Origin of the sequence: Sphingomonas sp. BK580, assembly GCF_014194975.1 — a bacterium.
In the GTDB taxonomy this organism is placed as follows: domain Bacteria; phylum Pseudomonadota; class Alphaproteobacteria; order Sphingomonadales; family Sphingomonadaceae; genus Sphingomonas.
This window is the reverse complement of the sequence record NZ_JACIAY010000008.1, coordinates 165,981-180,204: the sequence shown is the minus strand read 5'-3', so window position 1 is coordinate 180,204 and position 14,224 is coordinate 165,981. Positions and strand designations below refer to the sequence as shown.

Here is a 14,224-nt window from a genome sequence, read left to right as displayed (position 1 = left end):
CCGGGATCCATGTCTTAGCGGACCCAGCGGCCGAGCCGTGCGCGGCACCGTGGATCCCGGCGCGAGGCGGAGATGACGGCGGGCAAACGTCAGGTGCTGAGAGGATGAGTACGCCGCCGACCGTCCTTGCCGCAGACGCTCAGCGCCCGCGCACGATCTCGCAGCCGACGCGCGCGTCCGGGTAAACGTCGGCCTTGACCGAGCGGACGCGCACCTGTCGCACGCGCGCGTCCGCCAGGCACAGCGCGGCCACGCGCTCGACCAGCGTCTCCTGCAGCGCGAAGCCCTCGTCGGCCAGCGCGCGGATGCCGTCGTGCACGCGGTCATAGTCGAGCACGGCCGCGATCGTGTCGGCCGGCACGCCGGGGTAATCGACCGTCAGCCACACCGACAGCAGCACGCGCTGCGGCGCGGCCTCGTGCGGGTGGATGCCGAGCCGCATCGCCACCGCCATGTCCTCGATCAGCGTGGTGAACTCAGCCATGCTGGTGCCGGCTCCTATCGCCCTCGGTGAACATGACGTCGCGGTCGCTGCGGCAGAAACGCTGGCCCGCGTCGACGTAGAGAGTCTGCCCGGTGACGCTCTCCGCTTCGAGCAGATAGACCACCGCCGCGGCGACGTTCTCGGCACCCACCGGGCGGCGCAGCAGGTTGGCGCGCGCGACCGCGTCGAAGGCGGCGTCGCTCTGGTCGCCGCTCGGCAGAGTCAGCCCGGGCGCCACCGCGTTGACGCGCACGCGCGGTGCGAACGCCTGCGCCATCAGCTCGGTCGCGCTCGCCAGTGCCGCCTTGGAGAGCGTGTAGCTGAAGAAATCGGGGTTGGGGTTGGCGAGCTTCTGGTCGAGCAGGTTGACCACCGCGCGCGCCCCGTCCCGCTCTGCCAGCGCGGCGGCGAGCACCGCGGGCGCCACCGCGTTGACCGCGTGGAGCCGCGCCGCCAGCGCCGGATCGATCGCCGCGGGCGAGTCATAGTCGAACTGCGACGCGCTGTTGACGAGCGAGTCGACGTCGCCCGCGCGGTCGAGCAGGCCGCGCAGGCCGGCGGTGTCGGCGAGGTCGCCCTGCACCGTGGCGCCGCCCAGCTCGGCGGCGAGCGCCTCGGCCTCGTCGCCCGAGCGGCCGTAGTGGATCACCGGCACGTGCCCCGCGGCAGCGACCGCGCGCGCGATCGCGGCGCCCAGCCGCCTCGCGCCGCCGGTCACCAGCACGCGCCGCGCGGTCACGACAGGCCCATCAGCGCCAGCACTTCCTTGCGGCTGCGGTCGTCCTCGCGGAACACGCCCATCATCCGGCTCGTCACCATCGCCACGCCGGGGGTGCGCACGCCGCGCGCGGTCATGCAGGCGTGACTCGCCTCGATCACCACCGCCACGCCCTGCGGGCGCAGGTTGTGCCAGATACAGTCCGCCACCTCGGCGGTGAGCCGCTCCTGCACCTGGAGCCGCCGCGCGAAGCCGTGCAGCACGCGCGCCAGCTTGGAAATGCCGACGACATGGTCGCGCGGCAGATAGGCGATGTGCGCCTTGCCGATGATCGGCGCCATGTGGTGCTCGCAGTGCGACTGGAACGGGATGTCCTTGAGCAGCACGATCTCGTCGTAGCCGCCGACCTCCTCGAACACGCGCGCGAGATGCACCTCGGGGTGCTCGGCGTAGCCGGCGCAATATTCCTTCCAGGCGCGCGCGACGCGCTGCGGCGTGTCGCGCAGGCCCTCGCGCGTGGGGTCGTCGCCGGCCCAGCGCAGGAGGGTGCGGACCGCCTCGGCCACGTCCTCCGGGACGGGGATCTTGCCCGAGGCGGCCACCAGGTCACCGTCGTCGGGCGTGTGTCGCGTGTCGTCGCTCATGCTTTTTCCCCTAGACGGCGCGGCGGCGCCGATCCAGTGCGCGGCGCACCGTTACGCTCGCGCATCGTCGTGGCGGCGACATCTCCACAAGCCCGGCCCGATCGGCCGGCACGAACAGGAAGGAAGAACATGGCGACCACCACCACCACCGGCAAGACCGGCGGCATCCACGCGCCGGTCCAGCCCTCGGCCGAGCTCGGCGCGATCGTCGGCAACGAGAAGCTGCCGCGCAGCCAGGTGATCAGCAAGGTGTGGGACTATATCAAGTCGAACAACCTGCAGAATCCCGAGAACAAGCGCGAGATCGTCGCCGACGAGAAGCTCAAGAAGGTCTTCGGCCGCGACAAGGTCACGATGTTCGAGATGAACAAGTACATCTCGCAGCACGTCAAGGCCTGATCCGGCCCGGTGCCGGCCAGCGACGGTCGGCGAGGTGCGGCGCGCGACCCGATCAGGCGAGCGCGCGTCCGCGCCGGCCCGCGGCGCGGCTAGGATGGAGGATGATGCTCCGCCCCGCCGCGCCTCCCTCCGATCAGGACGCCGCGCTGGTTCCCCTGATCGCGGACCAGCGGGTCCGCCGGCTGCCGCGTCGGTGCCGCGCCGCTGCCGCGGTCGCGACCGGCGCGTGCCTGGTGGCGCCGTGGCGCGGCCTCCTGCTCGCCGCCGCGGTCGTGGCCGCGCTCGCCGGCGCGCTGTTCTACCTGACGGATCGGGTCGAGCGGCACCGCGCGGCCGCGCTTGCGGCGCGGCTGGCGGAGCTTCCCGGAACGGCGATCACGTACCGCTGGCGCCGCGCCGGGCCCGGCGCGATCGCGATCGCGGAGGGGCCGCTCGTGTGGCTCGTCGATCGCACCACCGCCTGTCAGACCGTGAGGCTCACCGACGAGCAGATCGTCGGGGTGCGGGCGCGGCGCGGCTGGCGCGGCTGGTCCGTGGCGCTGCTCTATCGCCTTGATCCGCATGAGGCGGCGCGCCGGTCGCTGATCTGCTTCGGGCGCGATCGCGCCGCCGCCGACGCCTTCGTCGCGCATCTCGCGCGTCGCTAGCACGCCCGGCACGACTTCCCGGGCGCGGCGCGGCGCGGTACAGCGCGGCGATGGCGCAGCGACGCTCCCGTTCTCCCGCGCGGCGACGGCCGGCGCGTCGGCACGGCCGGCGCGGCGCGCGCCCGCGGCTGACGTGGCCGCTGATCGTCGGCGCCTTCGCACTGGCGGCGGTGACGCTCGGCTGGCTCGACAGCTGGCACCCGCGCGCGCCGCGACCCGCGGCGGTGCGGATGAGCGCCGAGGCCGCGCGCGCCTCCAACCAGGCCTTCCCGCTCCACGCCGAGCGCCGCCGCACCGCGCCGCGCTATCGCTTCCGCGGCGGCGAGGCGGAGCGCGCGCAGGCGGTGGAGTGTCTCGCCACCGCCGCGCTGTACGAGGCCGGCGACGACCGCCGCGGGCAGCGGGCGGTGATGCAGGTGGTGCTCAACCGCGTGCGCGCGCCGGGTTATCCCAAGACGGTGTGCGGGGTGGTGTTCCAGGGCTCGACCCGCGACACCGGATGCCAATTCTCCTTCACCTGCGACGGGTCGGTGGCGCGCCGCCCCGTCCGCGCCGGCTGGACGGGCGCGCGGCGCATGGCACGGCGCGCGCTGGCGGGCGAGGTCGACGCCGATGTCGGTCGTGCGACGCACTACCATACCGACTGGATGGTGCCCTATTGGCGCAACTCGCTGGTGAAGGTGGCCCGGGTGGGGACGCACCTGTTCTACGTGCGGGCGTGAGCCGGGGTGGCGCGCGGCGGCGCTGCCGAACGCTCCTTCCGACGTTCCCTCCGTCACCCCCCTCTTCGCGGAGATGCCGGACGACGACTTGAGGGCAGTCCGGCGATCCCGCCGCCCCGCGCCCTCGCGACTCCGCCACCGGGCAGCGCGCGATCCACTTGCCCGAACGCTTCAGCGCGACCTCACCCGCCGGGCACCTCCGCGACGACCCTCACGGCTGCCAGTTGGGCCGGTACCCGGGATCGAGCCGGCGATCGAGAAAATAGGCCGCGCTGATGAAGGCGAGGTGCGTCAACGCCTGGGGAAAGTTGCCGAGCGCCTCGCCGTGGCGGTCGAGCTCCTCGGCGAACAGGCCGAGGTGGTTGCCGTAGGCGATGCCCTTCTCGAGCATCAGCTGTGCCTCGCGCAGGCGACCGGCCCGGGCGAGGCACTCGGCGTACCAGAAGGTGCAGGTGGTGAAGGCTCCCTCGCCGCCCTCCAGTCCATCGTCGTCGCGGTAGCGATAGACCAGCCCGTCGTCGCGCAGCTGCGCGCCGATCGCGTCGAGCGTCTTCAGCCACACCGGATCGGTCGAGGAGACGAAGCGCACCAGCGGCATCATCAGCAGCGCGGCGTCCAGCGCCGTGCCGCCGCGCTCCTGCACGAAATAGCCGTGCACGGGGTGGCGAAAGTGCGTCCACACGTCCGCCACGATCGCGTCGCGCGCCTCGGCCCAGGCGACCAGCGGCGCGGGCAGCGAGCGCTTCTTGGCGAGCCGGATGGCGCGATCGAGCGCGACCCAGCACATCACGCGCGAGTGGAGGAAGTGGCGCGGCGGCCCACGCATCTCCCAGATGCCGGCGTCGGGCTCCTGCCAGTGCGCGATGACGAAATCGACGATGCCGCGGACGTGCTGCCAGCCGGCGTGGCTGATCGCCGCACCGTATTTGTTCGAGAGATAGGTGCTGTCGAGCAGCTCGCCGAAGATATCGAGCTGGGTCTGCGCGTGCGCGGCGTTGCCGATCCGCACCGGCCGGCTGCCGGCGTGGCCGGCGAGATGGTCGAGCGCGCGCTCGTCGGCCGCCTCCGACCCGTCGATCGCGTACATCACGCGGATCGGATGCTCCTGATCGGCCTGCATCACGCGCTCGCCCGCCCAACGGCGAAAATGCTCGGCCTCGTCGACGAAGCCCAGCCGCATGAAGGCATAGACGGTGAAGGAGGCGTCGCGGATCCAGGTGGCGCGATAGTCCCAGTTGCGCCCCGCCCCGGTCGCCTCGGGCAGCGCGAAGGTCGCCGCCGCGGCGATCGAGCCGTGCCGCGCCGACGTCAGCAGCTTGAGCGCCAGCGCCGAGCGCAGCACCTGCTCGCGCCACCGCCCCTTGTAGCTGGCGTGGCCGAGCCAGCCACGCCACGCCCCCGCGGTCGCCTCGATCGCAGCCTCTATCGACGCCGCGTCGGGGCGGGCGAGCGAGTCGTCGCCGAGCACGAACCAGGCGCTGTCGCCCGCCGCCAGCGTGAAGTCGGCGGTCGCCTCGTCCTCTCCCCTGCCGACGACGAGCGGCATCGAGGCGTGGAGCCGCAGCGCGAGGTCCGCGCCGACGAAGCGCGCGCTGCGATCCTCGCCCTCCACCCGCGGCACCTCGCGCGCATAGTCGAAGCGCGGCGCGCAGCGCGCGTCGAAGCCGACCGTCCCCTGCGTGACGGTGACGCGGCGGAGCAGACAGCGCGCGCCGAGCGCCCCGGCCGCCTCGGGGTGGGGCATGAGGTCGACCACCTCGGCGCTGCCCTCCTCCGCCATCCAGCGAGTCACCAGCACGTTGGTGTCGGGAACATAGAGCTGCAGCAGGCGCGGGTCGGCGAGGCGCGGCGCGAGCCAGAAGGCGCCGCCCTTCTCGTCGTCGAGCAGGTCGGCGAAGATCGTCGGGCTGTCGAGCGCGGGCCAGCACAGATAGTCGATCGTGCCGTCGCGCGCGACCAGTGCGGCGGTCTCGAGGTCGCCGATGATGCCGCGGTCGCCGATCGTGCGCGGCGGAACGCGCCGAGCGGCCCTCACCCGCTCGGCCGTGTCGCCCGCTGCCTTCTCCCCCGCGGCCCCGCTGCCGTCAGCCATTGTCGCGGAATTCGGGGTAGAGCGTCATGCCGCCGTCGACGAACAAGGTGGTGCCGGTGACGTAGTCGGCGTCGTCGGAGGCGAGCCACACCGCCGCGCGCGCGACGTCCTCGGGCTCGCCGATCCGACCGTAGGGGATCAGCCGCAGCAGCTTCGCCAGCGCCTCGTCGGTCTCCCACGCGTCCTTGTTGATCGGCGTCCGAATGGCGCCCGGGGCGATGGCGTTGACCCGGATGCCGTCGGCAGCGACTTCCTGCGCGAGCGAGCGCGTGAGCATTCGCACCCCGCCCTTGGCCGAGGCATAGTTGACGTGTCCCGCCCAGGGGATGACCTCGTGGACGGAGCTCATCGCGATGATCGTCCCCGCGCTGCGCGCCGGGCGCGCGTCGCTCGGCTGCGCGCGGAAGCGGCGCACTGCCTCGCGCGCGCAGAGGAAATGGCCGGTCAGGTTGACCCCGATCACGGTGTTCCACTGCTCGAGCGAGAGGTCGGCGATGGCCGCGTCCTGCTGCACGCCCGAGTTGGCGACGAGCACGTCGACCCGGCCGAAGGCGGCGGCGGTCTCGTCGAACAGGCGAACGACCTCCTCCTCGTGCGAGACGTCGGCCCCGATCGCGACGGCGCGCCCGCCCGCGCGCTCGATCCGCTCGACCAGCGCGTCGGCGGGCTCGCGCTGCGAGCGATAGTTCACCGCCACCGCGGCGCCGGCGCCCGCGAGCGCCTCGGCGACCGCGAGGCCGATGCCCGAGCTCGCGCCCGTGACGATCGCGCTATGGCCGGCGAGCGGCCGCGCCGGGTCGGACCTCGTCGCCATCTCAGTCGCGCGTCGGCGAGGAGGCGTTGACCGGCTCGGGCGCCGACACCGCGCGCAAGCTCTGCACCTGCGTCTCCGGATCGATCCGGCGCGTGCGCTGCTTCACCTTGACCGGCTCGGCCTTGCCGCTGCGCATCGATGCGACCACCGCCTCGATCACCGCGAGGTCGGCCAACCCCTCCTCGGCGTCGGGCTCGGGGTCGCGGTCCTCGAGGATGCAGTCGCTGAAGTAGCGCAGCTCGCCGCCGAACTGATCGGTCGCGGCGAAGGTCTCGTGCGACTCCTTGCCGGCGACGCTGCGGAACTGCTCCAGCCCCTGGCCGAAGCCATAGGCCGGGTTCATCTCGATCGAGCCCTTGGTGCCGACGACGATCAGGCTGTCGACCGCGTCGGCGGCGTAGCTGACGGTGAACTGCGCCAGCTTGCCGCCGGGCAGCCGCAGCGTGACGGCGACCGTGTCGTCGAGGTCGCCCAGCCCCGCGGCGGCGTGGCGCACGCCGACCGCGGACACCACCTCGACCGGCTCGGCGCCGAACAGGTAGCGGATCGCGTTGATCGGATAGGGCCCCATGTCGAACAGCGGCCCGGCCTCGATGCCGTGGTGCGCGCGGTGGTTGGCGGGGTCGAGCGGCTGCGAGAAGAGCGAGGTGAAGGCGATCAGCTCGCCGATCTCGCCCGCGCGGATGCGGCGGATCGCGTCGAGCGTGGCGGGCTCGAAGTGGAGCCGATAGGCCGTCATCAGCTTGGCCTTGCCGCGCTTGGCCGCGTCGGCGATCCGCTGCGCCTGCTCGCTCGACACCTCGAGCGGCTTCTCGCACAGCACGTGGATGCCCGCCTCGAGCGCGGGTACCGCGAACTCGGCGTGGCGCCAGTTGGGGGTGGCCAGGTAGAGGGCGTCGATCTCGCCCGACTTGAGCAGGCCGGCGAAGCTCTCGTAGCCGAAGAGGTGCTTGACGCCGTACTTCTTGCCGAGCTTGCTGAGCTTGACCGGATCACCCGAGACGAGGGCAGTGATCTCCGAATTGCCGGTGTGCTTGACGCCGGGCATCAGCGCTTCCTGCGCGATGTCGCCCAGACCGACGATGGCGTAGCGCACCTTGCGCCCGCCGAGCCCCAGTGCCGACGCGATGCTCATGCCTGTCTCCGCTGCGTTCATTCGAGGAACGCCGCAACCGCGCGGGAGCGGGGGAAGGTTCCGTTGCCCGGGGCGGTGGCGCGGCGATCGAGACCAACACGCGGCATCCCCGCGCCGGCGCGGCAGGGACGCTCCCGCACGAACATCGCTCTCCCGCCCGATCGCCTGTCAGCGCGCTACCCCAGCGCTGCCGCCACCGCGGTGCGGAGCGCCGGCAGCACCTCGGCCTCGAACCACGGGTTGCCCCGCATCCACAGCTGCGAGCGCCACGACGGGTGCGGCAGCGGGAACAGCGCCGGCCCATACGCGCGATAGTCCGCCACGCGCGGGGTCAGCGCCCCCGCACCGAGCACGTGCGCCTGCGCGTAGCTGCCGACCAGCAGCGTCAGCCGCACCTCGGGCATCGCCGCCAGCAGCGAGTCGCGCCACCGCGCCGCGCAGGCGCGCGGCGGCGGGCGGTCCCCGCCCGCGGCGCGGCCGGGGTAGCAGAAGGCCATCGGCAGCGTCGCGACCCGCGCCGCGTCGTAGAAGGTGGCGGCGTCGATCCCCATCCACGCGCGCAGCCGGTCGCCCGAGGCATCGTCGAACGGGCGGCCGCTGGCGTGGACCTTGCTGCCCGGCGCCTGGCTCGCGATCAGCAGCCGCGCGCTCGGCGAGACCTGGATCACCGGCCGCGCGCCGAGCGGCAGCTCCGCGCCGCAGGCGGTGCAGGCGCGCACCCGCGCCACGAGTTGGTCGAACGTCTCCACCGCGGCGGAGGTAAGGCTGCCGGATCGCCGCGCAAGGAGGGGGCTTGGCCGCGGCCGTCGCGCGCGCCATCTTGCGCTGCGGAGACGCGCGATGGATGACCTACCCCCCGACACCAAGCTCACCCGCTCGAAGCGGCGCTGGGCCGAGGAGCATAAGTTCGCCGACACCGCGCCGTCGGCGGACCGCGAGCGGCTGCCGCCCGGCCAGCATCTCGTCACCAACTGGCCGGTGCTCGACCTCGGCCGGACGCCGGACATCGCGACCGCGCGCTGGCGGCTCGAGCTCGGCGGGCTGGTCGAGCGGCCCGTCACGCTCGACTGGGCCGGCTTCACCGCGCTGCCGGAGACCCGCTCGCGCTCGGACATCCACTGCGTCACCACGTGGTCGCGCTACGACAACGACTGGACGGGGGTGAGCACGCGCGACCTGCTCGATGTGGTGCAGCCGCGCGCCGAGGCGCAGGCGGTCATGCTGCACGGCTATGACGGCTACACCACCAACGTGCTGCTCGCCGACTTCGCCGCGGCGGACTCGCTGGTGGCGCACGCCTGGCAGGGCCGACCGCTGACGCGCGACCACGGCGGCCCGGCGCGGCTGATCATCCCGCACCTGTACTTCTGGAAGAGCGCCAAGTGGATTCGCCGGATCGAGCTGATCGCGCGCGACACGCCGGGCTTCTGGAAGGTCAACGGCTATCACCTGCGCGGCGACCCGTGGAAGGCCGAGCGCTACGGGTGACGTGAGGAGAGGAGAGGAGAGCAGAGCTGGCGCACCCGACAGGATTCGAACCTGTGGCCTCTGCCTTCGGAGGGCAGCGCTCTATCCAGCTGAGCTACGGGTGCCGGTCGGCTGCGACTAGCAGGGTGTGCGGCGCGGCGCTACCCGCTTTTCGCGGCCCGGCGCGCGATCGTCACCGGCTGGAACGGCGCCAGGCCGCAGCTCGCGCCGCGCATCCCGCCCGTCGCGTACAGCACGGTGATGATGTCCTGCGCGCACAACTGCCCGATCGACGTGGCGTAGCCGAAGCGCCGCTCGAAGCCGAGCCCGGGGCAGGCCTGGGGCAGGGTCACGCGGTAGTAACGGTCGCCGGCGGTGTGGAAGTCGATCACGCGGTCGCTGCGCACCAGGCTCTCGCGCAGCGCGGTGATCGGCACGCAGTTGCGCGCCTCGCCAGCGGGAACCGCCTCCGGCACCGCCGGCCCGCGGTCGCGCGCCACCGCCGCGCCCGACACCAGCACCAGCGTCATCGCCACCCAGCCGCGCATCGTCGCCTCCTCAGCCCGCGCGCGCCGCGGCCCGCTCGGGCGGCGGCGGCGTCTTGGGTGTGAACGCGCAGAGGTCGTGCTCGATGCAGCGCCAGCACTCGGGCCGTCGCGCCTTGCAGACGTAGCGGCCGTGCAGGATCAGCCAGTGGTGCGCGTGGACTCGGAACGGCGCGGGCGTCACCGCGTCGAGCTTCTTCTCCACCGCCAGCACGGTCCCGCCGCGCGCCAGCCCGGTGCGGTTGCCGACTCGGAAGATATGCGTGTCGACCGCGAACGTCTCCGCGCCGAACGCCACGTTGAGCACGACATTGGCGGTCTTGCGCCCGACCCCGGGCAGCGCCTCCAGCGCGGCGCGGTCGCGCGGGACCTCCCCGCCGTGCTGGTCGAGCAGCGCCTGGCTCAGCGCGATCACGTTCTTGGCCTTGGTGTTGAACAGGCCGATCGTGCGGATATGCTGCTTGAGCCCGTCGAGGCCGAGCGCGACCATCTTCGCGGGCGTGTCGACCTCCGCGAACAAGGCGCGCGTGGCGCGGTTCACCCCGGCGTCGGTCGCCTGCGCTGACAGCACCACAGCGACGAGCAAGGTGTAGACGTTGACCGACTCGAGCTCGGTCTCGGGATGCGGGTTGGCCTCGGCCAGCCGTCGATAGAATTCGACGACCTCGCGCCGGGTCACAGCCCGAGCACCTCCGCCATGGCGTAACGCCCCGGCGCGCGCCCGGCGAGCCACAGCGCCGCCTTCACCGCGCCGCGCGCGAAGATGCTGCGGTCCTCGCCGCGATGGCCGAGCTCGACCCGCTCGCCCTCGCCGGCGAAGACGACCGAGTGATCGCCCACCACCGAGCCGCCGCGCAGCGAGGCGAAGCCGATCGTGCCCTCGGTGCGCGCGCCGACCAGCCCGGCGCGGCTGTCGACGCGCACCTCGGCCAGCCGAGTCGCCCGCCCCGCCGCGGCGGCCTCGCCGAGCAGCAGCGCGGTGCCCGAGGGAGCGTCGACCTTGTGGCGGTGGTGCATCTCGACGATCTCGATGTCCCACTCGGCACCGAGCCGCGCCGCCGCCTCGCGCACCAGCGTCTGCAGCAGCGTCACCCCGAGCGAGGTGTTGCCGGTCTGCAGCACGGGGATGAGCGCGGCGGCCTGCTCGATCAGCGCGTGGTGCGTCGCGCTCAGCCCGGTGGTGCCGATCACGATCGGGGTGCGCGCCGCGACCGCCGCGGCGAGGTGCGGCTCCAGGGCGGCCGGGGTGGAGAAGTCGACCAGCACGTCGGCGGCCCGGGCGAGCGGCAGCGGGTCCCCCTGCGCGTCGATGCCGCCGGCGACGGCGCAGCCCTCCCCCTCGGCGATCGTCGCGATCGCGCGCCCCATGCGGCCGCTGCTGCCGTAGATGCCGATGGCGGTCATGTCGCGTCACTCGTGCGGAGGGGCCGGGCGACGAGTCTTGGCACGGCGCGCGGGGGAAAGACAGTCGCGCGGTGACCGGGATGGGACGAATGGCACGCGATCGCCGCGGGGGGCACGCCGTCGCTGGCTCGCCTCGCTCGATCGACCGATCGTCATCCCCGCTCACGCGGGGATGACGAGCGGGGCAGCAGGCACCCTCGCCTGCGACGCGTGTCAGACCGGGGCCACCCCGGCCGCGAGTCAGCTCACTGGTTGTTCTGGCGGTGCAGGAAGCGCGGCAGGTCGCCGCCCTCGCCCTCGTCGCTGCGCCCACCGGCGTTGCGGGTGGCGTTCTGCATCCGCTCGAACAGGGTCCCGCCCAGCTTGACGCGCGGCTGCGGCGGCGCCTCCTCGCCCTCGCCGCCCGGCGCGAGGAAGCGGCGGCGCGCGGCGTCGCCCGCGGGCGCCTGCGGCGTCGGCGCGGGCATCATCGAGTCAGCGCCGAGCAGCAGCTCGTCGTCGGCCGGCGCGGCGGGCGCCGGGGCGGGCGCGGGATCGACCACCGGACCCGAGGTGGTCGGCGGCACGCCCTGCGCCATCGCGCCCGCGGCGGCGCCGCTCGGCTGCTGCGGCGGCACCTCGGGGGTCGGCTGATACGCGCTCGGGATCGGCGCGGGCGACGGGGCAGGAGCCGGAGTCGGCTGCGGCGCGGGCGCGGCCGCGGTCGGCGCGGCGTCGCTGCGGCGCGGTGCCGAGAAGCTGAAGGTGCGCGTCGGCTCGGCCGGGGCGGCGCTGGCCGGTGCCGAGGCGGCGGCATTGTTCTCGATGCCGGTCGCGACCACCGAGACGCGGATCTTGCCCTCCAGCTCGGGATTGAACGCCGACCCCCAGATGATGTTGGCGTCGGGGTCGACCAGCTCGCGGATGTGGTTGGCGGCCTCGTCGACCTCGAGCAGGCGCATGTCGTCGCCGCCGGTGATCGAGACGATGACGCCCTTGGCGCCCTGCATCGACACGCCGTCGAGCAGCGGGTTGGCGATCGCCTTCTGCGCCGCGATCAGCGCGCGATCGTCGCCCTCGGCCTCGCCGGTCCCCATCATCGCCTTGCCCATCTCCTGCATCACCGAGCGGACGTCGGCGAAGTCGAGGTTGATGAGGCCGGGCATCACCATCAGATCGGTGATGCCGCGCACGCCCTGCTGGAGCACCTCGTCGGCCATCTCGAAGGCCTGTTTGAAGGTGGTGTTGGCGTTGGCGACCAGGAACAGGTTCTGGTTCGGGATCACGATCAGCGTGTCGACGAACTTCTGCAGCTCCTCGATCCCCGCGTCGGCCGATTTGGCGCGACGGTTGCCCTCGAAGCTGAACGGCTTGGTGACGACGCCGACGGTCAGGATGCCCATGTCGCGCGCGGCCTTGGCGATCACCGGGGCGGCGCCCGTGCCGGTGCCGCCGCCCATGCCCGCGGCGATGAAGCACATGTGGCTGCCCTCGAGCAGGCGCGACAGCTCGTCGATCGTCTCTTCCGCGGCGGCGCGACCGATCTCGGGGCGGCTGCCCGCGCCCAGGCCCTGGGTGATCTTGGCGCCGAGCTGGATCTTCTGCTCCGCCTCGGACTGTTTCAGCGCCTGCGCGTCGGTGTTGGCGACGAGGAACTGCACGCCCTGAACGTCGGCGCGCATCATGTTGGCGATGGCGTTGCCGCCGGCGCCGCCGACGCCCACGACGGTGATGCGCGGGGTGAGATCGTCGAGATCCGGGGTGATGAATTCGATGCTCATCGCGTGCTTACTCCGTCCGCTCCGCGCCGCCGTCACTCGCGCGGTTAATTTCTACCGATGTGCAACAACGAGACGCCGGGTGGAAGAGGAAACACCGCGAAACGCCCTGTCACCGCGTCAATAATTTGCCTTGGCCGCCTGCACGAGCTTCCAGAAACCGCGCAGGCCGCGCTGGCGATGGACCATCTGCTGCGACGGCACGAGCCCGCGCAGGTCGATCGGATCGCTCGCCGCGAAGAAGGCCAGCCCCGCCAGCGTGGCGAAGCCAGGACCCGAGTGTGCCTCGGGCAGACCGGTCAGTCCCTTGGGCCGGCCGACCCGGACCGAGCGGCCGAGCGCCTGCTGGGCGTAATCGGCGATGCCCTTGAGCTCCGCCCCGCCGCCGGTGAGCACCACCTGGCGCCCGACCGGCCCCTCGAACTTCAGCTCCTTGAGCGCCGCCTGGATCTCGCTGGTGAGATGCTCGAGCCGCTGCCGGATCACCGCGATCAGCGCCGCTTTGGTGATCTGCAGCGCCTCCGAGTCCTCATCGTCGGTCCGCTCCCGGATCGTCACCATCTCGTGGTTGTCGCGCGGGGAGGCGTTGGCCGAGCCGTGGAAGCACTTGATCCGCTCGGCCTGGAGCCGCGTCGTGCCGAACGCCGAGGCGATGTCGTCGGTGATGTCCGCGCCGCCGTAGGGGATCGACTTGAGCCCGACGAGCATCGAGCCCGCGAACAGGGAGACGTTGGTGATCCCCGCGCCGATCTCGACCAGCGCGACGCCGAGGTCGCGCTCCTCGGCGCTGAGGCAGGCCAGTCCGGTGGCGACGGGCGCGGCGATGATCGACTTCACCTCGAGGTGCGCCGAGCGCACGCACAGGTCGAGGTTGCGCACCGGCGAGCCGTCGGCGGCGATGACATGGATGTGGACGCCGAGCCGGTCGGCGTGGAGCCCGAGCGGCTTCTTCACGCCCGTGAGGCCGTCGAGCGTGTACAGCGCGGGCTGGGCGTGGAGCACCATGCGCCCGGCCGGGTCGATCGACTGGCGGCCCTCCTGGAGCAAAGCGTCGATGTCGGCCTGCTCGATCCGCATGCCGCCCAGCTCGGCCTCGATGAAGGCCTCGTCGCTCACCAGCCCGCCGGCGGAGAAGCCGGCCCAGACGTTCTCGATGTTGAAGCCGGCGATCCGCTCGGCCTGTTCCACCGCCTCGCGCACCGCGACCTCGGTCGAGTCCATGTCGGCGATATAGCCGCGCTTGACGCCGCGGCTCTCGCGCTGGCCGGTGCCGAGCACCACCAGCTCGCCGCCGTCGCCCTTCTGCGCGATCATCGCCGACACCTTGGACGAGCCGATGTCGAGCGCGGTGATCAACCCGTCCGGTGCTGCCTTGGCCATGCTGTCCCCCTCGTCA

General features: G+C 72.7%; 16 protein-coding genes and 1 tRNA gene. 4 read left to right on the top strand and 13 right to left on the bottom strand.

The genetic code is table 11. The annotated features are described in order from the left end of the window. Window positions 1-139 precede the first annotated feature (139 nt). Genes FHY05_RS15180 through folE form a run of 3 tightly spaced genes read right to left on the bottom strand, consistent with a single transcriptional unit; the run spans window position 140 to window position 1,846 of the window. Window positions 140-484 carry a dihydroneopterin aldolase gene (locus FHY05_RS15180; RefSeq protein ID WP_183945284.1) on the bottom strand — a complete coding sequence of 115 codons (345 nt, stop codon included), beginning with the start codon at window positions 482-484 and terminating at the stop codon, window positions 140-142. Beyond that, a complete protein-coding gene (locus FHY05_RS15175; RefSeq protein WP_183945283.1) occupies window positions 477-1,223 on the bottom strand; it encodes an SDR family oxidoreductase in 747 nt (248 codons plus the stop codon). The genes FHY05_RS15180 and FHY05_RS15175 overlap by 8 nt, the downstream gene beginning before the upstream one ends. After that, window positions 1,220-1,846 carry a GTP cyclohydrolase I FolE gene (gene folE / locus FHY05_RS15170; protein WP_183945282.1) on the bottom strand — a complete coding sequence of 209 codons (627 nt, stop codon included), beginning with the start codon at window positions 1,844-1,846 and terminating at the stop codon, window positions 1,220-1,222. The genes FHY05_RS15175 and folE overlap by 4 nt, the downstream gene beginning before the upstream one ends. 129 nt (window positions 1,847-1,975) lie before the next feature. On the opposite strand from folE, the gene FHY05_RS15165 reads away from it, so the two are divergent. The 3 genes from FHY05_RS15165 to FHY05_RS15155 all read left to right on the top strand — a co-directional run bounded on the left by FHY05_RS15165 (window position 1,976) and on the right by FHY05_RS15155 (window position 3,614). Beyond that, window positions 1,976-2,245 carry an SWIB/MDM2 domain-containing protein gene (locus FHY05_RS15165; protein WP_183921626.1) on the top strand — a complete coding sequence of 90 codons (270 nt, stop codon included), beginning with the start codon at window positions 1,976-1,978 and terminating at the stop codon, window positions 2,243-2,245. Window positions 2,246-2,346: 101 nt separating this feature from the next. Further along, a complete protein-coding gene (locus tag FHY05_RS15160; RefSeq protein ID WP_183945281.1) occupies window positions 2,347-2,892 on the top strand; it encodes a hypothetical protein in 546 nt (181 codons plus the stop codon). A 50-nt stretch (window positions 2,893-2,942) separates the two neighbouring features. Beyond that, complete coding sequence (locus tag FHY05_RS15155) at window positions 2,943-3,614, top strand: cell wall hydrolase (protein WP_183945280.1); 672 nt, start codon at window positions 2,943-2,945, stop codon at window positions 3,612-3,614. Window positions 3,615-3,825: 211 nt separating this feature from the next. Here FHY05_RS15155 and FHY05_RS15150 read toward each other — a convergent pair whose 3' ends face one another. The 4 genes from FHY05_RS15150 to FHY05_RS15135 all read right to left on the bottom strand — a co-directional run bounded on the left by FHY05_RS15150 (window position 3,826) and on the right by FHY05_RS15135 (window position 8,404). After that, window positions 3,826-5,706 carry a glycoside hydrolase family 15 protein gene (locus FHY05_RS15150; RefSeq protein ID WP_183945279.1) on the bottom strand — a complete coding sequence of 627 codons (1,881 nt, stop codon included), beginning with the start codon at window positions 5,704-5,706 and terminating at the stop codon, window positions 3,826-3,828. Then, window positions 5,699-6,520, bottom strand: coding sequence for a glucose 1-dehydrogenase (locus FHY05_RS15145; protein WP_183945278.1), 822 nt, complete (start codon window positions 6,518-6,520; stop codon window positions 5,699-5,701). Before FHY05_RS15145 ends, FHY05_RS15150 begins: the two co-directional genes overlap by 8 nt. Before the next feature lies 1 nt (window position 6,521). Further along, window positions 6,522-7,655: a Gfo/Idh/MocA family protein gene (locus FHY05_RS15140; protein ID WP_183945277.1), complete on the bottom strand. Its 1,134-nt coding sequence runs from the start codon at window positions 7,653-7,655 to the stop codon at window positions 6,522-6,524. 176 nt (window positions 7,656-7,831) lie between these two features. Further along, window positions 7,832-8,404: a uracil-DNA glycosylase family protein gene (locus FHY05_RS15135; protein WP_183945276.1), complete on the bottom strand. Its 573-nt coding sequence runs from the start codon at window positions 8,402-8,404 to the stop codon at window positions 7,832-7,834. Between the two features lie 91 nt (window positions 8,405-8,495). Between FHY05_RS15135 and FHY05_RS15130 the strand changes: the two genes are divergently transcribed. After that, window positions 8,496-9,143: a sulfite oxidase-like oxidoreductase gene (locus FHY05_RS15130; RefSeq protein WP_183945275.1), complete on the top strand. Its 648-nt coding sequence runs from the start codon at window positions 8,496-8,498 to the stop codon at window positions 9,141-9,143. Window positions 9,144-9,170: 27 nt separating this feature from the next. Here FHY05_RS15130 and FHY05_RS15125 read toward each other — a convergent pair. From FHY05_RS15125 to ftsA, 6 genes are all read right to left on the bottom strand, one after another. After that, window positions 9,171-9,247 (bottom strand) — tRNA-Arg (locus FHY05_RS15125). A 36-nt stretch (window positions 9,248-9,283) separates the two neighbouring features. Beyond that, window positions 9,284-9,670, bottom strand: coding sequence for a hypothetical protein (locus tag FHY05_RS15120; RefSeq protein WP_183945274.1), 387 nt, complete (start codon window positions 9,668-9,670; stop codon window positions 9,284-9,286). Between the two features lie 10 nt (window positions 9,671-9,680). Continuing rightward, window positions 9,681-10,346: an endonuclease III gene (gene nth / locus FHY05_RS15115; protein ID WP_183945273.1), complete on the bottom strand. Its 666-nt coding sequence runs from the start codon at window positions 10,344-10,346 to the stop codon at window positions 9,681-9,683. Further along, window positions 10,343-11,071 carry a 4-hydroxy-tetrahydrodipicolinate reductase gene (gene dapB, locus FHY05_RS15110; protein WP_183945272.1) on the bottom strand — a complete coding sequence of 243 codons (729 nt, stop codon included), beginning with the start codon at window positions 11,069-11,071 and terminating at the stop codon, window positions 10,343-10,345. The genes nth and dapB overlap by 4 nt, the downstream gene beginning before the upstream one ends. Window positions 11,072-11,316: 245 nt before the next feature. Then, a complete protein-coding gene (ftsZ, locus tag FHY05_RS15105) occupies window positions 11,317-12,831 on the bottom strand; it encodes a cell division protein FtsZ (protein ID WP_183945271.1) in 1,515 nt (504 codons plus the stop codon). 117 nt (window positions 12,832-12,948) lie between these two features. Continuing rightward, window positions 12,949-14,208: a cell division protein FtsA gene (ftsA, locus tag FHY05_RS15100; RefSeq protein ID WP_183945270.1), complete on the bottom strand. Its 1,260-nt coding sequence runs from the start codon at window positions 14,206-14,208 to the stop codon at window positions 12,949-12,951. Window positions 14,209-14,224: the final 16 nt, after the last annotated feature.